Raw genomic sequence first — 25,596 nt, 5'->3', positions numbered from 1 at the left:
CGGGCCGCGGACTCAGACCCCGATTCCCCGCCGGTCGAGACCGCAGCGGCGCAGCTGCTCCGGGTCGAGCTGGTTGCGGGTGTCGACGACCACGGTCCCGGCCATCAGGCCGGCCACGCGGTTCCAGTCCAGCGCCCGGTACTGCGGCCAGTCGGTGAGGAGCGCCACCGCTGCCGCGCCCTTGACGGCGAGGTCGACGTCGTCGACCAGGGTGATGCCCGGCAGTGGCGCGGTTCCGGGGGCGATGGCCGGGTCGTGGGCGACGACGGTCAGGCCGTGGGCCGACAGACGGGCGGCGACGGCCAGTGCGGGGGACTCGCGCAGGTCGTTGGTGCCCGCTTTGAAGGCCAGCCCCAGCACCGCCACCCGGTCGCCACCCGCTTCCCCGGCCGCGGTGCGGACCTTGTCCGCGATGCGGTCCTGGGTGGCGGAGTTGAGGTCCGCCGCGGCCCGCACCAGGGTCAGGTCCACGCCGCGGCGGTCGGCCAGGTGGAGCAGGGCCCTGGTGTCCTTGGGCAGGCAGGAGCCGCCCCACCCCGGGCCGGGGCGCAGGTGGCCGGGGCCGATGCGCGGGTCGTGGCCCATCCCCTCCGCCACCGACCCGATGTCGCCGCCCACCCGCTCGCACAGTTCGGCGATGCTGTTGACGTAGGACAGCTTCAGGGCCAGGAAGCAGTTCGCGGCGTACTTGACCAGTTCGGCGCTGACCGGGTCGGTCACCACGACCGGGGCTGCCACCCCGGCGTAGACGCCGGCCAGCGTGGTGGTCCCGGCCGGGTCGTCGCACCCGATGACGAGCCGGTCGGGGTGCAGGAAGTCGGTGACGGCGGAGCCCTCCCGCAGGAACTCCGGGTTGCTGGCGACCGCGACGCCCGCTGTGCGCAGGCGGTCGCGCACGGCGTGCGTCGTCCCCACCGGAACTGTCGACTTGAGCACGAGGACGTCGCCTGCGACCAGTGCTCCGGCCACCTCGTCCACAGCGGACTCCACCGCCGTCAGGTCGGCCCGGCCGTCGGCGTCCGAAGGCGTGGGAACGCAGAGGAACACCGCCCGCGCGCCGGGAGCGCAGCCGCGCACGGCGGCCCCGGCCCCCAGCTCGAAGCGCAGCGACCCGTCGGCCAGGCCGGCCGCCACCAGCTCCGGCAGACCCGGCTCCAGGATGTCCACCCGGCCGGCGCGCAACCGGTCGACCTTGGCGGCGTCGACGTCCGCGCAGACCACGCGGTGGCCGAGCGAGGCCAGGCACGCCGCGGTGGTCAGCCCGACGTACCCGGCCCCGATGACGACGACCGCGGTCGCCCGCGCGCCCCGCTCAGCCACGCGCTTGCGCGTCGACCGCGCGGTGCCGGTGCTCGCGCCCGCCGGTCGCCAGCACGATCTCGGCCACCTGCGCGGCCCCGGACGTGCCCAGCCTGGCCGCCAGCGCGCCCCAGTCGGTCCCGCCCGCGGCCACCGCCCGCAGCGCGTCGGCCAGCGCGGTGCGCAGCGCGGGGCGCACGGCTGCGGGCCGGGCGCGGGAGATGCCGCCGTAGACGACCTCCAGCGCCGCCTCCTCACCGCCCGCGCTGGCCGCGACGGCCTCCTCGTCGGTGAACACCCCCGCGGGCCAGCGCACGCCGAAGCGGTCGCCGACCGCGGCCCGGTGGAACCGGGCGTTGAAGACCTGGCTCAGGTTCTGCGGCGGCAGCGCCACCACCGGAACGCCCCGGCTGCTGGCCTCCAGCAGCGTGGTCAGCCCCGGCGAGGTCACCAGCACGTCGCAGCCGCCGTCGAGGCGGGCCAGGAAGTCCGCGCGGGCCAACGGCCCCGCCGACACCCGCAGCCGCTCCGGGGCCGAGCGGACGAGTTCCGCGGCCAGTTCGGCCGGCACGTTGCCGGCCACGTGCGCCTCCTCGAACCCGGTGTCGCGCAGCGCGGTGAGCACCGCGGGCACCACCAGGCGCGGGTAGGCGGCCCAGTCGGCGGCGTGCGGCGACCGCAGGCCGCCCAGGTTCACCAGCGCCCGGCCGCCCGCGCCGCGCCACCGCCCGGCGGGGACACCTGGCCCGCCGGCCGCCGCGTGCTCGACGACGGGGTCGACCCAGTGCAGCCGCTGGACGTGCCCCAGCACCTCCTCGCTGCCGGCGGGCAGCTCGAGGCAGCGCTGCGCGCAGTAGGCGGCCACGGCCACCGGGAACCCCGGCAGGTCGCCCCTGGTCCACAGGAACGGCAGGCTGTCGACGTAGGTCGTGGGCACACCGGCCGCGGTGCAGGCGTTGGCGATGGCGGGGTCGAGCACGACGAGCGCCGCGTCCACCTCCTCCTCGGCCAGCACCTCGGCCACCGCACCCGGCGTGGACACCTCGTGCACGGCGTCGATCCCGTGCCCGGCCAGCAGCGGGCGGCCCAGGCCGGAGCCGAGCAGCACCACCCGCCTCGGCCGGGGGTCGCCGGCGCGCAGCGCCGCCAGCACCGCGCTGAGCTTGCCCGCGCTGCCCCAGCCGAACTCCGCGGCCGCCACCGCCAGGGTGGGCGCGAGGGCGGTCATCCGACCAGCTCCGGCGTCGCGGTCCGCACGTAGCCGAGCGAGGTGTCCAGCGCGGTGCCCCGCCACGCCACCGGCGGCGAGCACTCCCTGGCCAGCTCCACCGTCGCCGCGGTGATCGCGTCGTGGGCCGAGGGGTCGAGGCCGTCGCGCACCACGAGCTCGCGCACCGGGGTCGTGGTGGACAGGCCCTGCACCATCTGGCTGTGCTCGACGCCCTCGTCGAGCACCAGCAGCACCGGCTTGTGCATGGCCGAGGCCCAGCCCAGTTCGAGGCAGACCCCGCCGGAGGCGGGCGTGCCCAGGTAGGCGCAGACCACGTCGGCGGTCTGCATGGCCCGGAAGTCGTTGGGCACGCACACCTCCGGCGGCAGCCAGCCCTGGCCCCAGCCCTCGTTGTGGTGGGCGTTGAACACCGGCAGGCCCAGGTCGAGGAAGGCCGTGCGCAGGCCTTCCAGCCGCTTGCGGGCCACCGGGTCCACGGTGCCGTCCGGCGCGAGCCACTGCGCGAACGGGGCGGCGAGGAACACGCGGAAGTCGTCGGTCATGTCGTCCTCCTGGGGACGGACGGCGCGCGGGTCAGTCCGTGGCGAACCCGCGCAGCCAGTCGTGTTGGCTGGTGAGCGCGTGGTAGGTCTGCAGCGAGCGGCACTCGGCGATCTCGAAGGCGTCCGGCCGCTTGCGGTGGTTGCGCTGGATGTACTCGGCGGCGTCCGCGGCGTTGAACACCCGCACCGCCAGCGGCAGCGCCGCCCGTTCCCGGTCCGACAGCGGGCGGACCCGCTCGTAGTCGGCCAGCAGGGAGCGCATGGCCGCGGTGTCGAAGCGGTCCTCGTCGTCGGTGGCCCAGGTGGTGAGCAGGGCGGCGACGTCGAGCACCACCGGGCCGGGGTAGGCCTCGTCGAAGTCGATCAGCCCGAGCACCCGGCCGCCCGCGTCGACGAGCACGTTCTCGTGGTAGTAGTCGTGGTGCACCGCGCCGTGCGGCAGGCCTGCGCCGAGCAGGTCGTCCACTTCGGACAGCAATGTGCGCAGCTCGCCCGCCAGCTCGCTCGCCCCTGCCTTCGTCGCCAGCGGGCCGCCGGCGTCCAGCTCGGCCAGCAGGTTCTGGATGCGGCCCCGGTCCGAGCGCGACCGGCGCGCTCCCGCGGGCAGGTCGGCCGTCGCCAGGTGCAGGCTCGCGGCCAGCTCGGCCACCGTGCGGCGGCTGGCGGGGGCGTCCTCGTCAATCGGCGAGCCGGGCACCAGCTCGAACAGCACGGCGTGCGTGCCCTCGTGCTCGACCCGCCGCGCGCCGTCCGCGGTGCGCAGCACGCGCGGGGTCGGGAAACCGCGCTCGACCAGGTGGTCGATGAGGTCGAGCTCGACGTCGACCTCCTCGGCCGGGGTCACCCGGTAACAGCGGAGCACGAATTCCGAGTTCACCGATGCGGTGAAGTTGTCGGCTCCCTGGTTGAGCGGTTCCACGGGCTTTCCGGCGAGCCCGTAGTGGTCGAGGACGGCGTCGAGGAAATTGTTCGTGATCACGTTTCCCGACCCTACCGCGAACCCGCCGCGGTCAATTGCGGGCCCTTGTCGTCGTAGCGGCCACCTTGGGCGGCGAACGCGAAGGCGGCGTCCTCGTTGGCCTGCACCCACTCCCACACCTTGAGCACGGCGCGGGCGCTGACCACGCCGTCGTCCGGCGTCATCAGCGGCCCCGACTCCAGGTCGACCGCGCGGCCGAGGTCGAGGTCGGCGACGGGGAACTCGCCCGCCCCGCCGACCCGCCCGCGCAACCACTCGATCGTGTGCAACGCGGCGTGCGGGGGCTTGGCGGAGACGTTCTCCCACTCCACCGCGCGCACGAACCAGTCGCGCAGCGGCAGGTACCGCGGCGGCAGCAGCACCACCTTGCGGAAGTACGAGTGGAACGCGACGTCCGGCGGCCGCTGCACTTCGAGGCCGCTGCCCGCGAGCTCGTCGTCGTAGGCGTCGGACACCGCGCGCCTGGCGGCCACCTCGGCGTCGAGCGCCTCCACGCCCTGGATGCCCAGCACCGCGCTCATCTCGGGCAGGTTGTAGGAGAAGCCCATCACCTTGTGGGTGAACCAGCCGTTGTCCTTGCCCTTGTTGGCGACTCGCCGCACGCGCAGTGCGAGCTCGTCGTCGTCGGTGACGACCATGCCGCCCTCACCGGTGTTGATGTGCTTGCGGGGCGCGGCGAAGGAGAAGCAGCCGAGGGAGCCGAAGGTGCCCATGAGCGTGTCGCCCCACCGGGCGCCGTGGCTCTGGCAGGCGTCCTCGACCACGACGAGCCCGTGCCGCTGCGCGAAGGCGGTCAGCGCGGGCGCGTCGCCGGGGTAGCCGTACATGTGCACCGGAAGCACGGCCCTGGTGCGCGCGGTGACCTGGGCCGCCGCGGCGTCGAGGTCGATGGCCAGCGACCCCGGCAGGCAGTCGACCAGCACCGGGACCGCGCCGAGCTGCAGCACCGCGGTGGCGGCGGTGAAGAAGCAGCTGGTGGGCACCAGCACCTCGTCGCCGGGGCCGATGCCCGCCGCGGTCACCGCCGTGTGCAGCGCCGAGGTCCCCGAGCTGACCGCGATCGCGTGCCGGACGCCGAAGTGCTCGGCGAAGCGCCGCTCGAACTCGGTGCACCACCGGCCGCCGTAGAAGTCGCTGAGCGCCCCGTCCGCGAGCAGCTCGGCGACCCGCTGCCTGGTCGCCCCGGTCGGCTCGAACCGCGCGGTGATCTTCGCCGGACGCTGCGGCTCACCACCGAGAATTGCCAATGCACCCATGCGCTGGAACCTCTTCCGAAGAATGAGAATCGCACCGGCGGAGAATTCCGGTGCACATTCATGTCGAGTGCTTGTCCGCTGGGATTGATTTGAGTTTGAAGTAGGCTCTCGCAGGCTGTCAAGGCACCGCAGGCGAAGGGTCCAGGTGACGCGAATATGAATTCGGAAATCCATCGGAAGAACTTGACACCGCCTTTCCCGGGCACTAGCGGGGCGCGCTGGCTGGCCGGGGTGCTGCGCGCGCGGCCCGGCCTGGTCGCCGCGGCCGCCGGCACCTCGGCGTTGTGGGCGACACCGGGGGCCCTGCTGCCGTTGGTGGTCGGCGGCGGCGTGGGCGCGATCGACGCGCACGACACCGCGCGGGTGTGGTGGTGGGCCGCCGTCGCGGTTGCCCTCGGTGTGGCGCAGTCGGTCCTCAGCGCGGCGTCGGATCACTTGAACACCGGGCTGCGCCTGCACGGGGCAGAGCTGACCCAGCGGCTGGTGACCGCGCACCTGGCCAGGGTCGGCCCCGCCGTCCACAGCGCGACGACGGTCGGCGACGTCACCGCCGTCACTTCGTCCGATGTGGACTACATCGGCGCGGCGTGCAAGTCGGTCGGGCGCGCGTTCGGCACCACGGTCGGGTTCGCGGTGACCGCGGCCGCGCTGCTGGCCACGTCCGCCCCGCTGGGGCTGGCCGCGCTGCTCGGCGTGCCGCTCGCCGTCGTGTCGATCAAGCCGCTGTTCCGCCCGCTGCAACGGCGCAAGGCCGCTCAGCGCGGGCTGTTCGCCGCGGTGGGAACGCTCGGCGCGGACATCGCCTCCGGGCTGCGCGTGCTGCACGGCACCGGCGGTGAACGCCGCTTCCGCGCGCGGTTCGCCGCGGCCAGCGGCCGGGCCCGTGACGCCGGCGGCCCGGTCGGGCGCAGCGAGGGCGTGCTGTCGGCGGCCAACGTCGCCATCCCCGGCCTGGTCACCGTCGTCATCGTCTGGCTGGGCGCCAGGCTGGCCGTCGCGGGCGAGATCTCCGCGGGCGAACTGGTGGCGTTCTACGGGGCATCGGCGTACCTGGTCATCCCGGTGACGACCGCGACCGAGGCCGTCGACGCGCTCTCCAGCGGCGTCGTCTCGGCCAACCGGGTGCTGGCCCTGCTGGCGATCGAGCCCGCGCTGGCCGACGCCGCCGCACCGGTGCCACTGCCACCCGGCCCACTGTCCCTCGTGGACACCGAGACCGGCCTGGTGCTCGCGGCCGGGGCGCTGACCGTCGTCGCGGGACCCGCTCCCGGCCTGGCCGACCGGCTCGCCCGCCTCGCCGACCCGGCCCCCGGGCAGGACGTGCTCGTCGGCGGCGTGCCGGTGCGCGAGGTGGCGTTGAGCCAGCTGCGCCGCAGGGTCGTGCTGGCCCGCCACGACGACCCCTGGTTCGCGGGCGTGCTGCGCGAGGAGCTGACCCCCGTGCACGCCGGGGCGGTCGGACCGGCCGCGGCCGTGCGCGCGGCGGACGCCGACGACGTCGTCGACGCGCTCGACGGCGGGCTCGGGCACGCGGTCGGCGAGCGCGGCCGCGAGCTCTCCGGTGGCCAGCGCCAGCGCCTCGCGCTCGCCCGCGCGCTGGCCACCGACGCCGACGTCCTCGTCCTCGACGAGCCCACCTCCGCGGTGGACGCGCACACCGAGTCCAGGGTCGCGGCCGGGGTGGCCGGGCTGCGGCGCGGCCGCACCACCGTCGTGCTCAGCGAGAGCCCCCTGTGGGCCGGGGTCGCCGACCGGGTCGTCACCGCAGGGGCGGTGGCCCTGTGACCGGGCTGCCCACCGCGCCGCCGCGCGCGGTCCGCGACTGGGCCGTGGCCACCGCCCGCCGCCACGGCGGGCGCTTCGCCGTCGTCCTGCTCTGCTTCGGCCTGGCCACCCTGATCGGCCTGGCCCGGCCCAGGCTGCTCGGGGCCGTGGTCGACGGCGTCGGCTCCGGCGCCGGCCGGGGGCACGTCGACCTGCTGGCCTGCCTGCTGCTGCTCGCGGTGGCGGGCCAGGCCGCCGCCCGCGGCCTGGCCAAGGCCAGGTGCCGGGTCTTCAGCGAGACCGTCCTGGCCGACACCCGCGAGCGCCTGGTCGACGACGCGCTGGCGCTGCCGCTGGACGTGGTCGAGACCGCGGGCGCGGGCGACCTGCTCAGCCGCGCCACCAAGGACGTGTCCCGCGTGAACCAGGCGGTGCGCGTCGCCGTGCCCGAGGTGCTGATCGCGGTGACGACCGTGCTGCTGACCACGGTGGCGATGCTGCTGACCTCGCCGCTGCTGAGCCTGTGCCTGCTGGTGGCGCTGCCGGTGCTGGTCGCGGGCAACCGCTGGTACCAGCGCAGGGTCCCGGACGCGATGATCACCGCGCTCGGCCGGTGGGGTCGGGTGCAATCGACCGTCCACGAGAGCGTCGACGGCTCCCGCGCCGTGGAGGCGCTGTCGCTGGGCGGGCGCCGCCGCGACCTGGCCGATGCCGCGCTGGCGGACGCGCTGGCCGCCGAGCGCGGCATCCGGCGGCTGCGGGTGCGGTGGCTGGCCACGCTCGACATCGGTTACCTGCTGCCGATCGCGGTCGCCCTGGTCCTCGGCGGCCTCGCGCACGAGCGCGGCTGGGCCAGCCTCGGCGAGGTCGCCGCCGTTCTGGCCTACCTGCTGGCGATGATCACCCCGCTCAACGAGGCCCTGTGGTGGCTGGAGGAGCTGCAGGTGGCCTCCGCGGCGCTGCGCCGGGTCCTGGGCGTGAGCCAGGCCCGCGGCGCGGCCACCGTCCGCGACGGCTCGCCACCCGAGGGCCGCGACCTGGTGCTCTCCGGCGTGCGCTTCGCCTACCCCGGTGGCAAGCAGGTGCTGCACGGCATCGACCTCGTCGTCCCGCCGGGGCAGCGGCTGGTCCTGGTCGGACCCTCCGGCGCGGGCAAGTCGACGGTGGGCAGGCTCATCGCCGGCATCGCCGCGCCGACCGCGGGCCGGGTGCTGATCGGCGGGGCGGACGTCGCCGCCATGCCGGACGACGTCCGCCGCGGCGAGGTCCTGCTGCTGACCCAGGAGAACCACGTCTTCGCGGGCACGATCCGCGACAACCTGACCCTGCCCGCCCGCCGGGGCGGCGGCGAGTTCAGCACCGAGGAGATCACCGCGGCGCTGACCGCGGTCGGCGCGCTCGCCTGGGTCGAGTCCACACCGGACGGACTGGACACCGCGGTCGGCTCCGGCGGGGCTCCCGTCCCGCCCGCCGTCGCCCAGCGGCTGGCCCTGGCCAGGGTGCTGCTGGCCGACCCGCACACCCTGGTCCTCGACGAGGCCACCTCGCTGCTGGACGCGGGCACGGCCAGGTCCCTCGAACGCTCGGTGGACCGGGTGCTGGCCGGCCGCACGGTGATCGCCATCGCGCACCGCCTGCACACCGCCGCGGCCGCCGACCGGGTCGCCGTGGTCGACCGCGGCCGCATCGTGGAACTGGGCGCGCCGGCGGACCTCGCCGCCGCCGACGGCCCCTACGCCCGGCTGTTGCGGGCCGCGCAAGGCTGAGCGGGCGCCAGCGGCGCGGTTCTGGGCCGGGCTCGGCGGGCTGGCCGACTGGCTGGTGCTGAGCCCGGTCGCCCCGGCGCGGTGGTGCCGGGGCGACCGGGCTCAGCGGGGCCGGTGCTCGGCCTGTTCCGCGAGGCTCGACGCGGCGGATGGCTGGGCGCGGCGGACAACTGCGCGCGCCCGGTTCCTGCCGCCGGTGCGGGGGCATTGGGTTGTCCCCGGTGCGCCTGGCCGCCGTCGCGCTCGTCCGGGTGCCGTCGTCCGGTGTTGGCGGCCACCGGTGCGGTGCCAGGTGGCCCTCGCGGGAGCCTGCGCCGTTGTCAGGCGGGGCGTTTGCCGGTGTGGCGTCCGCCGGTGTGGCGCTGTTCGATGCGGGTTGCCAGGTCCGTCCACCGGCGGGCGCACTGCTGAGCGGCCTCGACGACCGCGTCGGCGCAGTGTTCGGGGAGCGAGTCGAGGATCGCGCTCCACCAGTCCGCGTCGGCGGAGGTGGCGGCCATCAGGCGGAGCATGTTGCGGCCGTTCTCGGTGTGCCGGACCGACGGGTCGTTCTTGAGGACGTCCAGGCCGCCGACCGGCCTCGGTGGCGGGCGGCGGGGCAGGGCCGGGGCGCGGTCGGGGGTCCTGGCCGGAACGACGTCGCGGCCGAGGCGCATGCGCTCGCGGACGTCCTTGACCGTGGCCACGGCGATGCCCGCTGTCCTGGCGATCTCGCGCAGGGACGCGCCGGGGTTGGCCGAGATCAGCTCCGCCGCCGCGATCCGGCCGGGAGCGGGGTCGACCGGCCTGCGCCTGCCGTCCTTGCCGACCCGGCTGGCCAACCGGGGAACCTCCTCGGTTGAACGGCGCAGCGCGGCCACGGTCTTGTTGTCCAGGCCGGTGGTCGCCGCGACCGCGCGGTCGGACCAGCCGGGGTGCGACACCAGCAGCCGCTGTGCCGCGGCGGTCCGGTCCGCCTGCGTCAGCGGCAGGCCGTGCGCGGCGTTCACCCCGACCGAGAGCGCGAACGCGTCGTCGGCCGAGCCGTCGAACCACCGCACCGCGATGGTCGCCGACCCGCGCAGCACCGCCGCACGCAGGCGGTGCATGCCGTCGACCACCCGCTTCGTCGAACGGTGCACGATGATGGGCGGGAATGTCGTCGCGGAATCAGCCAAACGGCGCACGTGCGCCATGTCCTCGCCACCACTGCGCGGCGAGTCGCCGGGAATGAGAGAAGCGGGCGGAACCATTTCCACTGTGTCGCCGACTCCCGGCAGGGCCGATGTCGACAACCGCGCGCCCGTCTCCTTGCCCGAGTCCGCTCCGCTGACCACGAATCGCCCTTCCACTGCTATAGTCCTGCATCCGCGCCAACACCACTGCGCGTTCGCTGCGCCCGCATCACCGTTCTGACCTGCGGTGATATGCCCACCAGCGTCGACCTCCGCTCATCCCATGTCTGTGTCCCCGCCAGCGAAGCAGCAATTCTTTCAGTCACCCGCGACCGCGCGGAACCTCCGATCGGGTGGCCTGACACCTCTCTCCAAATAAGGAGAATCGCCGTCACGCATGCTTATTCCTGTGCGTTGCGACTATCCCAGGGGCACCTTGGAAACGTGCTGATAAATGGTGTTCAACCGGTGTCAACCAATTCGCGTTGAACACGGCCCGAGTGCCTGGGCCGGTCGGGGTGTTCCCCGGTGCTGGGCCGGTGTTCAGTACGAGTGGGCCATGGCCTGGTAGTCCGCCGCCACCGAACGGGAACCGCCCTGGGGGAAGGCGATCCGGTCGCGCACCCCGTCGGAGGTGTAGCGCACGCTCGCGCCGGCGGCGAGCTTGTCGAGCCACACCGACGAGCCGAAGGCCGCCTCCTGGCCGGTCGGGCCCTGGGACCGGATGCGCGGGATGCGCAGCCGGTCGAAGTCGGCGGAGTACGGCGACGGGGCCGGGTTCGCGCCGACGAGCAGCGCGCCCGTGTACTCGTAGCCGACACCGTCCGCGCGGCCCTTGACGGCCAGCTCCTCCTGGACCGGGTGGACGCCGAAGGGCAGGGAGATGGTCACCGGCGTCGGTCCGGCCGCGCGGATGGCGGCGTCGCCGCGAGCGATGTCGCGCTGGGCCTCCTCCGCCGGCGCCGCGCCCAGGTTCGAGTGGGTCAGGGTGTGGTTGCCGACCTCCATGTCGTGGTCGGCCAGCCACGTCAGCGTCCGCTTGCCGCCGGGGTCCCCGAACGGGTCGCCGTTGACGTAGAAGCTGGCGACCGGGCGGAAGCCGGGGTGGCGGCCGGCGACCTCCAGCATGATCGCCACCGCCGTCCCGGGAACGGGTGTCCCCTCCGGAGTCAGCGCGAACTGCGTGGGGTGGCCGTCGTCGAAGGTGAGGACGACCGGGTGGGTGCCCGCCGGGATGTCGATCTCGCCGGAGGCGTACTCGGCCGTGGTGATCGGGACGTACCCCTCGCCGGCGAGGCGCTCCAGTTCGGCGCGGAAGTCGGCGGGGGTGCGGTCGTACACCGTCGCCGGGGTGTCGACGATCCGGTGGTACATCAGCACCGGGACGTCACCGAGCTCGTTGGCCGAGTACGTCCCGGGGTCCGGCGGCGGGGTGGTGACACGCTCCGATGAGGACGGTGCCGCCGCCAGGGGCGGCTCGGGAGCCGTCCCGCACGCGACCAACAAGACAGCCATCGCGCTCAGTGCGCCAACACGCCTACCAGTCACGTTCCCACGGTTGACGGCGATCCAGGCGGTCGCAACACGCGGACACGAACGTGTGCGTTTTGGTTGAAACGGACCTTGCTGGATACGCCACAGCGGAACGACATCGGCCGGGAGGGTGCGCATGCGATCTCGCAACAGCAGTCGCCGCAGCGTGTTGGTGGGGGCGGTCGTGCTCGTCGCGCTCGCCGTCGTCACCCCGTTGACCGTTCGCGCCTTCTCGGCCAGCCCCGTCGTGATGGGGGTGGACGACGGCGCCGTGCTGACGTCGGCCGCGGCGAAGGAGCTGGCGGTCACCCTGCCGGAGGGCATGGATCACGGCGAGGTGCGGCTGCTGCTCGACGGCAACCCGGTGTCCACCACGTCCGAGGGCAACCGGCTCGTGGTCACCGGCACCGAGCCGGCCGACGGCGAGCACGTCCTCACGGCGCAGTCCCCCGGCGCTGTGCCCCTGCTCCCCGACGACGAGGTGAGCAGGCGGTTCACCGTCGACAGCGCGCCGCCGGTCCTGACGGTCGACTCCGAGGCCGTGACCGACCTCCGCAAGCCCGTCGAGGTCAAGGGCAGGGCCGAGGGCGCCTCCGCGCTGAGCGTGGACGGCAAGCCCGTGGAGCTCGGCGACGGCGGTAGCTTCGCCGTGACCCTGCCGACGGCCGCGACCGCCCGCTTCGAGGCCCGCGACGTCGCGGGCAACGTCGCCAAGCAGGAGTTCGCCGTCAAGACGCGCCACCCCGGCATGCGCGCGGTGCACATGTCCGCGGCCGGGTGGTCGGCCGAGGTGCTGCGCGAGCCGGTGCTGCAGATGATCAAGGAACGCCGCATCGACACGGTGCAGCTCGACATCAAGGACGAGAGCGGCGAGATCGGCTACCGCTCCCAGGTCCCGCTGGCGGGCGAGATCGGCGCCACCCGGGACTACTACGACGCCAAGGCAACGGTGGACGAGCTGCACCGGCTCGGCGTGCGCGTGGTCGGCAGGCTCGTGGCGTTCCGCGACCCGGTCCTCGCCAAGGCGTCCTGGGAGTCGGGCAAGCGGGACCGCGTCATCCAGTCCTCCGCCGGCACCCCGTGGGCCGGCTCGTACGGCCAGTACTCGTTCACCAACTTCGCCAACCCCGACGTCGTCGCCTACAACGTGGAGCTGGCCGAGGAGGCCGCACGGCTCGGGTTCGACGACATCCTCTACGACTACATCCGCAAGCCGGAGGGCGCTCTGGAGCAGATGCGGCTGCCCGGCCTGGAGGGCTCCCCCGAGGACGCCATCGTCGACTTCCTGGCCCAGAGCCGCAAGGCGGTGCGGGCGCACGGGACGTTCGTGGGCGTGTCGGTGTTCGGCATCGCCGCGACCCGACCGGGCGCGGTCGCCCAGGACATCCCGAGGATGGCCGAGTACGCCGACTACGTCGCGCCGATGGTCTACCCGTCGCACTGGGGTCCCGGCGAGTACGGGGTCAGCCGCCCGGACAGCGAGCCCTACGAGATCACCAACCGGTCCGTGGCCGACTTCCTGAAGAAGGTCGAGGGCACCGGCAGCGAGATCATCCCGTGGCTGCAGGCGTTCAGCATGGGCGTCTCCTACGGGCCCAAGGAGGTCCGCGCTCAGATCGACGCCTCGAAGGCCGCGGGCGCGCCGTCGTTCCTGCTGTGGGACCCGGCCTGCCGGTACGACCCGGCCGCGCTGGAGCCGAAGAGCTGACGACTGCGCTTTTCAGGTGAAGGTTCACGGGGCCGTGTGGCGAAGCCGCTTTACTCGTTCTGGCAGCACGACCTGGCCAGACGGCGGATTCCCTGGAGTGGACCATGAGACCAGCACGGCACGGACAGTTGCTCGCGGTTGCCGCGGCGTTGCTCGCGTCGGCGCTCGTACCCGGTACCGCCGGCGCGGCGACGCCGATCACCGAGTACGGCCCGGTTCCCTCGTCACTGCCGGTCGGCGGTGTGTGCGAGGTGGAGTTCGACCACAGCGGAAACCTGTGGGTCGAGCAGTACCTGAGCAGCCAGGTCGCCCGGTTCGACCCGGCCACCGGGCAGTTCACCAACTTCTCCACGCCGATGCCGCTGTCGGTGCCCGGCGGCATGGACCTGGACGCGGCGGGTGACCTGTGGATGCCCCAGGTGACGGGCAACAGCCTGCTCCGCGTCGACACCGCCGACGGCTCCATGACCGAGCTCCCGCTGCCGTGGGCGGGCGCGTTCACCCCGCAACCGCTGGGGCTGCCGCTGCACAGCGGCCTCGGGTTGGCCAACGACCTCGCCCGCGGGCCGGACGACGCCCTGTGGTTCACGCTCGGCGGGCTGGACTCCATCGGCCGCTACGACCCGGCGACCGGGCAGTGGAGCAAGTACCGCGTGCCCGGTGAGGTCCTCGGTCAGGTCGCCGCGCTGTTCGGCATCATCAAACCGGGCCCTGGACGCACCGTCGTGTTCGCCCTGCCGCAGCTGAACAAGGTCGCCACCCTCGACGTCGACACCCACCTGTTCACCCAGTACACGATGCCGACGCCGGCCTCCTTCCCCGTCGGCGTGCGCACGGCCGCGGACGGCACGATCTGGGTCGGCGAGTCCCTCGGCATGAAGATCGCCCGCATCGACCCCGCCACCGGGCAGATCACCGAGTACCCGTTGCTGGGCGTGGGCGGCCTGCTCACCGGCATCCTCAACGGGCTGGGGGTCGGCAGCATCGGCAACCCGCTGCCGATGCCGGGACCGATCGCCGAGGCGAGCGACGGCAACATCTACTTCTCGGTCAGCTTCCCCGCGCTGTTCGGGCTGGGCAACCAGGTCGCCCGGTTCAACCCGGTCACGCACGAGGTCCGGATGTGGAGCACGCCGTCGTCGGCCTCCTACCCGTGCGACATCAACGTCCACCAACCCGGCGCGGTGTGGTTCGGCCTGCTGACCACCAACAGGGTCGGCAAGCTGGACATCAGCGCCACCTGACCAGACCTCTCCCACCACGCCGGCCGCCTCAGGTGACGCGGAAGACGGGCCAGCCGATCTCGGTGCGCCACGCGGCGGGATCACCCGAGTCACGCGGGCCGACGGTGTAGACCTCCCGCACCGGCCCGGCCACCGACATCGCGTTCTCCACCACCCAGGCCCCGAGCTCGCCGTACGTGACGTCGGCGTTGTCGTGCTCGCCGACGTGGGTGGTGACGGCCAGTTCCGCGGCCGGGAGAACCACGGGGTGCACGCGTCCGGTGCGGGGTGGTGCCGCGGTGGGCAGGTAGAGCAGCGCGTGACCGCGTTCCTGTTCGAACAGGGCGTTGTCGTAGCAACCGCCGGGAGGTCCGGTCGCGGCGGAGCCGACGGCCGCCTCCAGCTCGGCCATCGCGCCCGCGAACCAGGACGCGATGTCACGACCTGCGACCACGGCCTCCACCGCCGCGACCGTCCTGGCCGGCTCCGCACGCAGCTCGACGGCGATCGGCGCGGGATCGGGCCGGAGCAGGCGCCGCAGCGACACGACCGCGGCCCTGGTCCGGTCGAGCACGTCTTCGAGGCGTTGCAGGTGGTCCGCGACCAGTGCCGCCCGGACACCGGGGTCGGGAGTCCGCAGAATCCGCTGCACGTCGCTCAGGGGGACGTCGAGCTCGCGGAGCCGGTGGATCACCTGGGCGGTCGGGATCTGGTCGACGGCGTAGTAGCGGTAGCCGGTGCTCTCGTCCACCACGGCGGGCTCCAGCAGGGTCGCCTCGTGGTAGCGGCGCAGGGTCCGCACGCTCAGGTGGGTCAGACGCGAAAACTCCCCGATGGTCAGCACCCGTTCAGTGTGGACTCTCCCCTAGGGAGAGGGTCCACGGCTTGACCCTCCCGCGCCGTGAGGCGACACGGTGGGCTCATGACACAGCACACCGACCTCCCGTCCGACCTGCTCCCGGCCACCGTGCGCGAGTTCTTCGCCGCCCACGTCGCCCGCGACGCCGACACCGCCTCGTCGTTCTTCACCGAGGACGCGGTGATCGTCGACCAGGACGAGACCTTCCGCGGCCGGGAGGAGACCCACGCGTTCCTGCGGGACGCCGGGTCCGAGTTCGAGTACACGACCGAGCAGATCGGCGCTCACCGCGTCGACGGCAGCCACTGGGTGGTGACCGTCCGGATCGAGGGCACCTTCCCCGGTGGTGTCGCCGAGCTCGACTACCGGTTCGCGTTGCGGGACGACCTCGTCGCCGAACTCGTCATCGCCAACCACGCAGCCTGACCGCGCCCGCGTCACATCGATCTTCAGTGGAGAGACAAATGTCAAGTTCGGATCGCGACCGCCTCGACGGTCGCCGGGCGCTGGTCACCGGCGGTTCGAAGGGCTCGGGCAAGGCCGTCGCCGAGAGGTTGCGGGAGATGGGTGCGGACGTCTTCGTGACGGCGCGGACGATGCCCGACGGGTACGAGCACCCCGACCGGTTCATCGAAGCGGACACGACGACGGTCGAGGGCACCGACGCCGTGGCCGCTCGGATCAGCGAGACCGGCGGCGCACTCGACATCCTGGTGCACGTCGTCGGAGGTGCGTCGACACCGGCCGGCGGGTTCGCGGTCATCACCGATGACCAGTGGCTCACCGAGCTGAACCTCAACTTCCTGGGAGCGGTGCGGCTCGATCGAGCGCTCCTCCCGGCGATGATCGAGTCCGGGTCGGGCGTGGTGCTGCACTTCACCTCGATCCAGCGCGAGCTGCCGCAGTACGACGCGTCCTTGGCTTACGCGGCAGCGAAAGCCGCGCTGCGCACGTACAGCAAGGGACTGGCCAACGAGCTCGCGCCGCGCGGCGTGCGGGTCAACGCCATCAGCCCCGGCGGGATCGAGACCGAAGCCTACGAACGGTTCGTGGACCGGATCGCCGAGGGCAACGGGATCACGCGGGAAGCAGCCAAGCAGACCATCTACGACTCCCTAGGAGGAGTACCGCTGGGACGGTTCGCGAACACCGAGGAGATCGCGGACCTGGTCGGGTTCCTGGTCTCGGACCGCGCCACGGCGATCGTGGGCGCCGAGTACGTGATCGACGGCGGGACCGTCCCGACCGTCTGAGCCGAAACCCCTTCCACCTCATCGACGACCTGTGACCGCGGCAGGCGGACATCCCGCCGCCTGCCGGTAGGAGAACCCATGACCACGCGGACAACGGAGCGGTCTTCCGGGCGGCCGGTCGGACCGCCGCCGCCCTTCGACCCGGAGCTCGCTCCCGTCGTCGAGGTGCTGAGCAGCCTGCGCCCTCCCGACGCGTACCGTCCGGACAACATCGCCGAGATGCGCGAGCCCGTTCCCGGGGTGGAGACCCCGACCGACGAGGTCCTCTCGCGCGGTGGCGCCTACAGCGTGCGGGAGCGGGTGGTGCCGGGACCGGACGGGGAACCGGACATCTCGCTGCTGATCTGCCTCCCGGTGCACGCGGCGACCCCGACGCCGGCGATCTACCACGTCCACGGCGGCGGCATGATCGTCGGGGACAACCGGTTCGGCCTGGCCGAGATGCTGGACCTGGCCGAACCCATGGGCATGGCCGTGGTCTCGGTCGAGTACCGGCTCGCACCCGAGACACCCCACCCCGGTCCCGTCGAGGACTGCTACGCGGGCCTGGTGTGGGTGTCGGAACACGCCCACGAGCTCAACATCGACCCTGGGCGCGTCGTCATCGGCGGTGCGAGCGCCGGCGGCGGCCTCGCGGCGGGTGTCACGCTGATGGCACGCGACCGCAACGGCCCGGCGGTCCTGGCCCAGCTGCTCCTGTCGCCGATGCTGGACGACCGCAACGACTCGCCCTCCGCGCGGCAGATGCGCGGCCTCGGCATCTGGGACAGCTCCTCGAACGAGACGGGGTGGAACGCGCTCCTCGGCGACGGCGTCCGCGGAGGACCGGACGTGTCCTCGTACGCCGCGCCTGCCCGCGCCGCGGACCTTTCCGGCCTGCCGCCCGCGTTCGTCGACGTCGGGTCGGCCGAGACGTTCCGGGACGAGGACGTCGCCCACGCGACCCGCATGTGGCAGGCGGGCTGCCACGTCGAGCTGCACGTCTGGCCCGGCGGGTTCCACGGGTTCGACGTCGTGGTGCCCCACGCCGTGCTCTCGCAGGACGCCATCGCCGCCCGAGCGGCGTGGCTGCGCCGTCAGCTGGCCTCCCGGTGAGGCGCTGAGCGGGACCGCTCGGGCGCGTCAGCGGCCGAGCGGTCCCGGGAGGCGTTCGAGCAGCACGTCCTCGTACTGCCGGTGGAGCCGCTGGCCGAACCCGCCTGGTGGTCCGAACTGGACGGTGACCGCCCCGTCGTCGTGGTGACGCGGGGAACGCCGGCCGACGACGACCTCGCCGAGCTGGTCGTGCCGGCGCCGTCCGGCAGGTGCTCGCCACGCCGTCCTATCGCGACAACGTGGCAACGTTGTCCAAGGCCTACCGGGTGATCAACGCATACCGGAAAAACCTCCGCAAGCGGAAGATTGTCGACGCAACCACGTGAACACGCCGTGGGTGCGCGGAAAATGATCGGCCCCAGCGTCCACACCGGAGTCGACATATTCGGAGTTATGTCCGTTTCGCGGGAAGGATTCACCGTTCCGGCGGTGTATCGGTTACCCATGTCATTTGCCATGCACCGGCCCCGAGGCCACCTGTGGATCTTGGCCGTGGTCCGGACGCGCCGGGGCGGCGCCAAGGCGCTGCCCCGGCGCGCGGCACTTCGGTGTCCCGTACCCGCCGCGGCGGCGTGACTACGGTTGCGACACGGATTCGATCAACACGATGATGTCCCGCCCAGGCTGTGCTAAAGCATGCTCCGGAATCGCGCACCCGAGGTTCGGCAGACCGCGATTCGGCCGTACCGGTTAGCCCGTTCGCCGCCAATTGAGACGCGATCGGCCACATTCGGATTCGTGATTCCAATGGTTGCCAGGCGTGCCGCGAACACGTTTGGCCGCTGTTCTCGGGCGATGTCACCAAAGGCGCTGGACAAGCCGGGAAGCCGTGCTATAAAGCGTCCACTTGGGGTGAGCTGCAGCGGAAAGACCATCGGTGGCCATGTTGGAGGGAACTGGACGGTTGGTGCCGACAGACCATGGTGGTGCGCTTGCCGAGCTGGTCGGCCTGCTCGCGGAGTGCTCGGCGGGAACAGGCAGGCTCGCGCTGGTCAGTGGCGGTGTGGCCAGCGGGAAGACCGAGCTGCTGCAACGGTTCCAGCGGCACGCCGCCGCTTCGGGCGCGTTGTTGCTGACCGCGACCGGCGCGCCGGCCGAGCGTCCCCTGCAGGCGGGCGTCATCGACCAGTTGTTCCACGGCGCAGGTCTGCCGCCGGAAATAGCGGACCGCGTTTCCCACCTCATCACGCCGATCGCCGCGACCGTGACCGACCCCGGCGCGGACGTGCGGAGAATTCCTCATTCTTATGTGCGGCCCGTGCATGAACTGTGTCAAATTCTGCTCGAATTGTCGCGGGAAAGACCGGTCGTGCTGTGCGTGGACGACGTGCAATTCGCTGACAGTTCCTCGTTGCAGTTCATCCTCTACCTGAGGCGGCGGATGAGAGCAGGACGGGTGGTCGTCGTGCTCGCCGAGTGGCAGCAGCCGCAGCCGACGCTGCCGCTGTTCCACGCCGAGCTGACCCGGCGGCCGCACCACCGCATCCGGCTCGCTCCGCTGTCGGTGTGCGGGATCGCCGAGCTGCTGCGCGACCGGGTGCCCGATCCCGACGCGCTCGCGCCCGCGTGGCACGGCCTCAGCGGCGGCAACCCGATGCTGGTCCGGGCCATGGTCGAGGACTTCGAGGCAGGGCACGAGATCGGTCAGGACCAGGTCGGTCCCGCGTTCAAGCGCGCGGTGCTGGAGTGCCTGCACCGCTGGGAGGCGGGGCTCCTCGAGGTCGCGCGCGCCATCGCCGTGCTCGGCGAGGAGCGGACCCCGGTCCTGCTCGGCCGGCTGGCCGGCACCACGCCCGAGGCCGTCGAGCAGGCGGTCGACGTGCTCACCGCCGCCGGTCTGCTGCTCGACGGCCGTTTCCGCCACCCCGGCGCGGGGCCGGCGGTCCTCGACAGCACGCCGGGTCCCGAACGGGTGCGGCTGCGCGCCCGTGCCGCCGAGCTGCTCTACCAGCGCGGTGCGGCGGCGGCCGTGGTGGCCGACCACCTCGTGGCCGCCGACCGGGTCGCGCCGGGCTGGCCGGTCTCCGTGCTGCGCATCGCCGCCGAACAGGCGCTCATGGGCGACGACGTGGCAGCGGCCGTGCGCTACCTGGAACCCGCGCTGCCCGTGGTCGAGCCGGACGAGCGGCTGGGCATCACCAGCGTCCTGGTGCGGGCGCTGTGGCGGGTCAACCCGGCCGCCGCCGTCGTGCACATGGAACCCCTGCACGAGGCGATGTGGGCCGGCCGGCTGCGCGGGCGCGACGCCATGACCGTCGTGCACCACGCGCTGTGGATCGGGGACGAGGCAACGGCCGTGCGCGCGCTCGCCGTGCTGAACCAGAACCCCGGCATGCTGGACGCGCAGAGCGCGGCCGAGCTGCGGATCGTCTGCCAGTGGTTCCACGGCCTCGACCCGGCGAGCGCCGTGGCCAGCGACGTGGTGGCCGACGCGGACCCGTGGGTGGCCGCGGCGCAGGCCATCGGCACCTTCTGGACCGCCGAGTTCCACCCCGACGCCATCGCCAGCGCCGAGCACATCCTGCGCAGCTGCCGGCTCGGCGACATGTCGCTGGAGGTCGTGCTCACCGCCCTGCTGATCCTGGTGCACAGCGGCCACCCCGACCGGGCAGAGCGGTGGTGCGACCGGCTCACCGCCGAGGCCGTCCGCGGCGGCGCGGTGACCTGGCAGGCGGTCCTGGAGGTCGTCCGGGCCGACATCGCCCTGCGGCGCGGGGAGGTGGCGGTGGCCGCCGCACGCGCCGAGACCGCACTCGCCCTGCTGCCGCACCAGGGCTGGGGCCTGTCCATCGGCTACCCGCTGGCCGTGCTGTTGGAGGCCAACACCGCGCTGGGCCGGCACCACGTGATCGCCGAGGTGATGCGGCAGCGCGTGCCCGACGCCATGTTCGCCACCGCCGCCGGCCTGCGCTACCTGCACGCCCGCGGCAACGGCAACCTCGCCGTCGGGCGGGTGCTCGCCGCCATCAGCGACTTCCAGAACTGCGGCACCCGGATGCTCGCGTGGGGCCTCGACCTGCCGGTGCTCGCGCCGTGGCGCTGTGGCCTCGCCCAGGCCAACCTCACCCTCGGCCGGCCGGAGGCGGCTCGCAAGCTGATCAGCGAGCAGATGCTGCTGCCGGCCGGCGACCGCCGCACCCGCGGTGCGGCGCTGCGGGTCCTCGCGGCCGCGGGCGAGCCCGCCGAGCGACCCGCGCTCCTGCGCGAGGCCGTGCGGCACCTGCGGCGGGCGGGTGACCGGGTCGAGCTGGCCCGTGCCCTGTCCGACCTGGGTGACGCGCTCGACGCCCTGGGCCAGCACGCCGAGGCGCGCGAGCTGTCCCAGATCGCGGTGGCCGAGACCGGGGCGTCGTGCCCCGGCGCCCTGCCCCTCCCGGCCGACTGGGAGGACGGCGACACCGGTGACGGGCGATCGGTCCTGAGCGACTCCGAGCTGCGGGTGGCCGAGCTCGCCGCGAAGGGCCACACGAACCGCGAGATCAGCGGAATCCTCTACATCACCGTCAGCACCGTCGAGCAACACCTCACCAGGGTCTACCGCAAGCTGGGCATGCGCAGCCGGGCGGACCTGCCGCGCCGCCTGTCCCAGCGGACCGGCGCCGGACCACGGGCCTTCGAAGCACGGGGGTGACCCGTGCCCCTCCCGAGTAGAAAGAACCCGCCAATGCCCAACCAGTCCACCTGCCGCGTCTGCGCAGGGACGGTCACCGAGTTCCTCGACCTCGGTCAGCAGCCGCTGTCCGACGCGTTCCGGCTGCCTGAGGACACCTCCGTCGAGTTCACCTACCGCCTCGCCGTGGGCGCGTGCGCGGACTGCGCGATGGTGCAGCTGATGGAGGAGGTGCCCAGGGAGAAGATGTTCCACCAGGACTACCCCTACCTGTCGCAGGGGTCCGCGGTGATGCGCGAGCACTTCCGCGCGCTGGCCGAGCGGTTCCTGAGCACCGAGCTGGCGGGCGAGGACCCGCTCGTGGTCGAGCTGGGCTGCAACGACGGCACCATGCTGCGCACCGTCGCGGCGGCGGGCGTGCGGCACCTGGGCGTGGAACCGTCCGGCGCGGTCGCCGACCTGGCCGCCGAGGCGGGTGTGCGGGTCCGCAAGGACTTCTTCGAGGAGTCCACCGCGCTGTCCATCCGCGACCAGGACGGTCCGGCCGACCTCGTGTACGCGGCGAACACGTTCTGCCACATCCCTTACGCGGACTCGATCCTGCGCGGTGTCGTGGCACTGCTCAAGCCCGGCGGGGCGTTCGTGTTCGAGGACCCCTACCTCGGCGACATCGTCGAGCAGACCTCGTTCGACCAGATCTACGACGAGCACTTCTTCCTGTTCAGCGCCACCTCCGTGGACGCCATGGCTCGCCGGCACGGCCTGGAGCTGGTCGACGTCGAACGCCTGCCGGTGCACGGCGGCGAGGTCCGCTACACCCTGGCCCTGCCCGGTGCGCGCACCCCGTCCGCGGCCGTCGCCGCCCTGCTCGCCGAGGAGCAAGCGCGCGGCCTGCACGACCGCGCCGTCCTCGACGGGTTCGGCGACCGGGTCCGGACGATCCGCACCGACCTCCTGGCGTTGCTGAACGAGCTGAAGGCGAAGGGCGAGCGGGTCGTCGGCTACGGCGCGACCGCCAAGAGCGCCACCGTCACGAACCTCTGCGGCATCGGACCGGACCTGGTCGAGTTCATCAGCGACACCACGCCCGCCAAGCAGCACCGGCTGGCACCCGGCTCGGGCATCCCGGTGCGCCCGCCGGCCGCCTTCGCCGACCCCTACCCCGGCTACGCGCTGCTGTTCGCCTGGAACCACGCCGAGGAGATCATGGCCAAGGAGGAGGCGTTCCGCGCGGCGGGCGGCAAGTGGATCCTGTACGTGCCCGACGTCCACGTGGTGTGAGCGTGCCGGGAGAACTGGGCGGCGCTCTCGTCGCGGTGCTCGGCGGGTCGGGGTTCGTGGGTTCCGCGGTGTCCGCACGGCTGGCGGCGCGGGGCGCGCGGGTGCGGGTGGTGGCACGTGCTCCCGGCGTGCCGCCGTTCCCGGCCGAGGTCGTCGCGGCCGACCTGACCGAGCCCGGCGCGGTCGCCGCCGCGGTCGCGGGCGCGGACGTGGTGCTGCCGCTGGTGCTGTTCACCGGCGGCGGCACCTGGCGGGTCGCCGCCGGTGGCGCGGCCGACGCCGCCAGGGTCAACGTCGGCATCGTCGCCGAGGCCGTGGGCGCGGCTCGCGGGACGGTCGTGTTCGCCGGCTCCACCTCGCAGGTCGGGCCGGGCGCGCCGGAGCGGATCGACGGCACCGAGACCGACCACCCCGAGTCGGAGTACGACCGGCAGAAGTGCGCCGCCGAACGGCTCGTGCTCGACGCGGGCGGCTGCTCCCTGCGGCTGCCCACCGTGTTCGGCCCCTCCCCCGGCTCTCCTGACCGGGGTGTGGTGACCGCGATGGCGCGGCGTGCGCTCGCGGGCGAGCCGCTAACCGTGTGGGGAGCCGGGGACGTGCGGCGCGACCTGGTGTTCGTGGAGGACGTCGCCGAGGCGTTCGCGGCGGCCGTGGCGCACGCCGACCGGCTGGCCGGACGGGCGTGGCTCGTCGGCTCGGGCACGGGCGTCCCGGTGCGGGCGCTGTTCGAGCTCGTCGCCGCCACCGTCGCGGAACACACCGGTCGCCCGGCCGTGCCGGTGCTGTCGGTGCCACCACCGCCGTACGCCACCGCGTCGGACTTCCACAGCCTCGTGGCCGACCCGGCCGGCCTCACCCTCGCCACCGGGTGGCGGGCCCGGGTTCCCCTCGCCGACGCGGTGTCGAGGACCGTCGCCCACCTGATTCAGTCCTCAGTGGACGGTCTGCGGCCGGACACCCCTAACCGCGGATAGGGGTTCCCCTAAGCTGGTTGACCACGCGGTTCGGGCCGCTGCACGCTGATCACCGTCCTGAGACGGAGGTCGTCGATGAAAGCCCGCGCACTCTCTGTCGGCGGGGCCTGGGAGTTCGAGCCCGAGGTGTTCCCGGACGACCGCGGCCTGTTCGTCTCCCCGTTCCAGCACGACGTGTTCGCCGAGGCGGTCGGCGCGCCGCTGTTCGCCGTGGCCCAGGCCAGCGCCAGCGTGTCACGCCGCGGGGTCGCCCGCGGCGTGCACTACGCCCGCACGGCACCGGGGTGCGCGAAGTACGTGACCTGTTCCCGCGGGCGGGTGCTGGACATCGTGGTGGACCTGCGGGTCGGCTCGCCGACGTTCGGCGAGTGGGACTCCGTCGAGCTGGCGGGCGACAGCTTCCGCGCCGTCTACCTCCCGCCAGGGCTCGGCCACGCGTTCATCGCCCTCGACGACCACTCCACCGTGCACTACCTGCTGTCCCGCGGCTACGAACCCGCGGACGAGCTGGCGGTGTCCATCGTGGACCCGGACCTGGCACTGCCCGTTCCGGCCGACGTCGTGCTGTCCGAACGCGACCGCGCCGCACCGGGCCTGGCCCTCGCGCGGGACACCGGACTGCTGCCGGTCCACGCCACCTGAGCAGAGGAGAGCACCCCAGGTGACCGCACCCACCCGCCGTCCTGCCCGGACGCGCCTGGCCGAGTCGATGCTCGCCGCGCGTGACGCCGACGCCGTGCACGCCTGGCTCGCCCGCACCGCGGAGCACAGCTGGATGAACGTCGAGCGCGTACCGCTGGACGACCTCGCCGGCTGGCTCACCGAACCGGGCACCGGCAACCTGCGCCACCACACCGGCCGGTTCTTCAGCGTCGAGTCGCTCGCCGTCGACCTGCCCGGCGCGCTCGTGCCGCACTGGTCGCAGCCGATCATCAACCAGCCGGAGATCGGCATCCTCGGCATCCTCGTGCGGGAGGTCGACGGCGTGCTGCACTGCCTGATGCAGGCCAAGCACGAACCGGGCAACGCCAACGGCCTGCAGCTGTCGCCGACCGTGCAGGCCACCCGCAGCAACTACACCCGCGTGCACCAGGGCAAGCCCATCCCCTACCTGGAGCACTTCCGCGACACCTCCGGCCACCACGTCCTGGTGGACATCCGGCAGTCCGAGCAGGGCGCGTGGTTCTACCGCAAGCGCAACCGCAACATGGTCGTCGAGGTCGACGGCGACGTCGAGGTGCGTGAGGGGTTCCGCTGGTTCACCCTCGGCGAGATCGCCGGCCTGATGACCGTGCCGGACCTGGTGAACATGGACGCCCGCACGGTGCTGGCCTGCCTGCCCGGCGGCGGCGCGGCACTGGCCGCGGCGGCCACCGACCCGTTCAGCGAAGCCCTGGTCCGGTCGGGAGACCCGGCCACGCCCGGCGTGCACACCACCGGAGAGGTGCTGAGCTGGATCACCGAGGTCCGCACCCGCACCGACCTGCGGGTCGCCCTCGGCCCGCTGGCCGGGTTGCCGGACTGGAGGCGTGAGAACGGCGTCATCGCGCACCGCAGCGGCGGGTTCTTCACCGTCGTGGGCGTGGACGTGCGGGCCGGCGGGCGTGAGGTCGGAGCGTGGTCCCAGCCGATGATCGAACCGGTCGGCACGGGGGTGATCGCGTTCCTGGTCAAGGAGATCGGCGGTGTGCTGCACGTGCTCACCCACGCGCGCACCGAACCCGGCTACGCCGACGTGACCGAGCTGGCGCCCACCGTGCAATGCGTGCCCGAGGCGCACGACCACCTGCCGGCGCGGCCCCGGTTCCTCGACGAGGTGCTCGGCTCGACCAAGATCCGCTTCGACGCCGTGCTGTCCGAGGAGGGCGGCCGGTTCCTCGGCGCCCGCAACCGGTACCTGGTCGTGGAGACCGACGCCGAGGTCGCGCGGGACGACCCCGAGTACCGGTGGCTGACCCTGCACCAGTACGAGGAGCTGCTGCGGCACAGCTTCTACGTCAACATCCAGGCCCGCAGCCTGCTGCTGTGCCTGCGCAGCCTCCTCCCGCGCGGGTGAGGCGGGCGGTGCC

General features: G+C 73.2%; 20 protein-coding genes. 12 read left to right on the top strand and 8 right to left on the bottom strand.

All coding sequences use genetic code 11. The features are described from left to right. Positions 1–12: 12 nt before the first annotated feature. The 5 genes from AB0A63_RS20685 to AB0A63_RS20665 are packed head-to-tail and all read right to left on the bottom strand — an operon-like array spanning position 13 to position 5,307. Positions 13–1,320, bottom strand: a complete 1,308-nt coding sequence (locus AB0A63_RS20685) for a UDP-glucose/GDP-mannose dehydrogenase family protein (RefSeq protein ID WP_360393577.1) — start codon at positions 1,318–1,320, stop codon at positions 13–15. After that, on the bottom strand, positions 1,313–2,527 hold the full coding sequence (locus AB0A63_RS20680) for a hydroxymethylcytosylglucuronate/cytosylglucuronate synthase (protein ID WP_360393574.1): 1,215 nt from the start codon (positions 2,525–2,527) through the stop codon (positions 1,313–1,315). The genes AB0A63_RS20685 and AB0A63_RS20680 overlap by 8 nt, the downstream gene beginning before the upstream one ends. Further along, positions 2,524–3,072: a nucleoside 2-deoxyribosyltransferase gene (locus AB0A63_RS20675; RefSeq protein ID WP_360393571.1), complete on the bottom strand. Its 549-nt coding sequence runs from the start codon at positions 3,070–3,072 to the stop codon at positions 2,524–2,526. Before AB0A63_RS20675 ends, AB0A63_RS20680 begins: the two co-directional genes overlap by 4 nt. Positions 3,073–3,103: 31 nt before the next feature. Further along, positions 3,104–4,051 carry a phosphotransferase gene (locus AB0A63_RS20670; protein WP_360393568.1) on the bottom strand — a complete coding sequence of 316 codons (948 nt, stop codon included), beginning with the start codon at positions 4,049–4,051 and terminating at the stop codon, positions 3,104–3,106. 11 nt (positions 4,052–4,062) lie between these two features. Beyond that, positions 4,063–5,307 carry a DegT/DnrJ/EryC1/StrS family aminotransferase gene (locus AB0A63_RS20665; protein WP_360393565.1) on the bottom strand — a complete coding sequence of 415 codons (1,245 nt, stop codon included), beginning with the start codon at positions 5,305–5,307 and terminating at the stop codon, positions 4,063–4,065. Positions 5,308–5,490: 183 nt separating this feature from the next. Between AB0A63_RS20665 and AB0A63_RS20660 the strand changes: the two genes are divergently transcribed. Both AB0A63_RS20660 and AB0A63_RS20655 read left to right on the top strand, forming a co-directional pair. Then, positions 5,491–7,092: an ABC transporter ATP-binding protein gene (locus tag AB0A63_RS20660; protein WP_360393562.1), complete on the top strand. Its 1,602-nt coding sequence runs from the start codon at positions 5,491–5,493 to the stop codon at positions 7,090–7,092. Next, positions 7,089–8,837 carry an ABC transporter ATP-binding protein gene (locus AB0A63_RS20655; protein WP_360393559.1) on the top strand — a complete coding sequence of 583 codons (1,749 nt, stop codon included), beginning with the start codon at positions 7,089–7,091 and terminating at the stop codon, positions 8,835–8,837. The genes AB0A63_RS20660 and AB0A63_RS20655 overlap by 4 nt, the downstream gene beginning before the upstream one ends. Before the next feature lie 320 nt (positions 8,838–9,157). On the opposite strand, the gene AB0A63_RS20650 is transcribed toward AB0A63_RS20655, so the two are convergent. Together AB0A63_RS20650 and AB0A63_RS20645 are read right to left on the bottom strand one after the other, a co-directional pair. Continuing rightward, positions 9,158–10,168 carry a ParB N-terminal domain-containing protein gene (locus AB0A63_RS20650; RefSeq protein ID WP_360393556.1) on the bottom strand — a complete coding sequence of 337 codons (1,011 nt, stop codon included), beginning with the start codon at positions 10,166–10,168 and terminating at the stop codon, positions 9,158–9,160. 366 nt (positions 10,169–10,534) lie between these two features. Further along, positions 10,535–11,506, bottom strand: a complete 972-nt coding sequence (locus AB0A63_RS20645; protein ID WP_360393553.1) for a polysaccharide deacetylase family protein — start codon at positions 11,504–11,506, stop codon at positions 10,535–10,537. 154 nt (positions 11,507–11,660) lie between these two features. On the opposite strand from AB0A63_RS20645, the gene AB0A63_RS20640 reads away from it, so the two are divergent. Beyond that, positions 11,661–13,232, top strand: coding sequence for a putative glycoside hydrolase (locus AB0A63_RS20640; protein WP_360393550.1), 1,572 nt, complete (start codon positions 11,661–11,663; stop codon positions 13,230–13,232). Positions 13,233–13,336: 104 nt separating this feature from the next. Continuing rightward, a complete protein-coding gene (locus AB0A63_RS20635) occupies positions 13,337–14,476 on the top strand; it encodes a hypothetical protein (RefSeq protein ID WP_360393547.1) in 1,140 nt (379 codons plus the stop codon). Positions 14,477–14,504: 28 nt separating this feature from the next. Here the strand turns inward: AB0A63_RS20635 and AB0A63_RS20630 are convergent, their stop codons facing one another. After that, positions 14,505–15,299, bottom strand: coding sequence for a MerR family transcriptional regulator (locus AB0A63_RS20630; protein WP_360393545.1), 795 nt, complete (start codon positions 15,297–15,299; stop codon positions 14,505–14,507). 78 nt (positions 15,300–15,377) lie between these two features. Between AB0A63_RS20630 and AB0A63_RS20625 the strand changes: the two genes are divergently transcribed. The 8 genes from AB0A63_RS20625 (at position 15,378) to AB0A63_RS20590 (ending at position 25,583) form a co-directional block, all read left to right on the top strand. Then, positions 15,378–15,740 carry a nuclear transport factor 2 family protein gene (locus tag AB0A63_RS20625; RefSeq protein WP_360393542.1) on the top strand — a complete coding sequence of 121 codons (363 nt, stop codon included), beginning with the start codon at positions 15,378–15,380 and terminating at the stop codon, positions 15,738–15,740. Positions 15,741–15,778: 38 nt separating this feature from the next. Then, complete coding sequence (locus AB0A63_RS20620) at positions 15,779–16,567, top strand: SDR family oxidoreductase (RefSeq protein WP_360393540.1); 789 nt, start codon at positions 15,779–15,781, stop codon at positions 16,565–16,567. A gap of 78 nt (positions 16,568–16,645) precedes the next feature. Further along, positions 16,646–17,662: an alpha/beta hydrolase gene (locus AB0A63_RS20615; RefSeq protein ID WP_360393538.1), complete on the top strand. Its 1,017-nt coding sequence runs from the start codon at positions 16,646–16,648 to the stop codon at positions 17,660–17,662. Between the two features lie 907 nt (positions 17,663–18,569). After that, a complete protein-coding gene (locus tag AB0A63_RS20610; protein ID WP_360393536.1) occupies positions 18,570–21,293 on the top strand; it encodes an AAA family ATPase in 2,724 nt (907 codons plus the stop codon). A 33-nt stretch (positions 21,294–21,326) separates the two neighbouring features. After that, the gene (locus AB0A63_RS20605; protein WP_360393533.1) at positions 21,327–22,553 is read left to right on the top strand and encodes a class I SAM-dependent methyltransferase; all 1,227 of its coding nucleotides are present in this window, start codon (positions 21,327–21,329) and stop codon (positions 22,551–22,553) included. A gap of 2 nt (positions 22,554–22,555) precedes the next feature. Beyond that, complete coding sequence (locus tag AB0A63_RS20600; RefSeq protein WP_360393530.1) at positions 22,556–23,527, top strand: NAD-dependent epimerase/dehydratase; 972 nt, start codon at positions 22,556–22,558, stop codon at positions 23,525–23,527. Positions 23,528–23,602: 75 nt separating this feature from the next. Continuing rightward, on the top strand, positions 23,603–24,169 hold the full coding sequence (rfbC, locus tag AB0A63_RS20595; RefSeq protein WP_360393528.1) for a dTDP-4-dehydrorhamnose 3,5-epimerase: 567 nt from the start codon (positions 23,603–23,605) through the stop codon (positions 24,167–24,169). Between the two features lie 19 nt (positions 24,170–24,188). Beyond that, positions 24,189–25,583 (top strand): NDP-hexose 2,3-dehydratase family protein, encoded by a 1,395-nt coding sequence (locus AB0A63_RS20590; RefSeq protein ID WP_360393526.1) that lies wholly within the window; start codon positions 24,189–24,191, stop codon positions 25,581–25,583. Positions 25,584–25,596: the final 13 nt, after the last annotated feature.

It is taken from the genome of Lentzea sp. NPDC042327 (assembly GCF_040647275.1).
Classification (GTDB): domain Bacteria; phylum Actinomycetota; class Actinomycetes; order Mycobacteriales; family Pseudonocardiaceae; genus Lentzea.
Note: the sequence above shows the minus strand (reverse complement) of the source record. Positions and strands in the feature narration are given on the sequence as shown.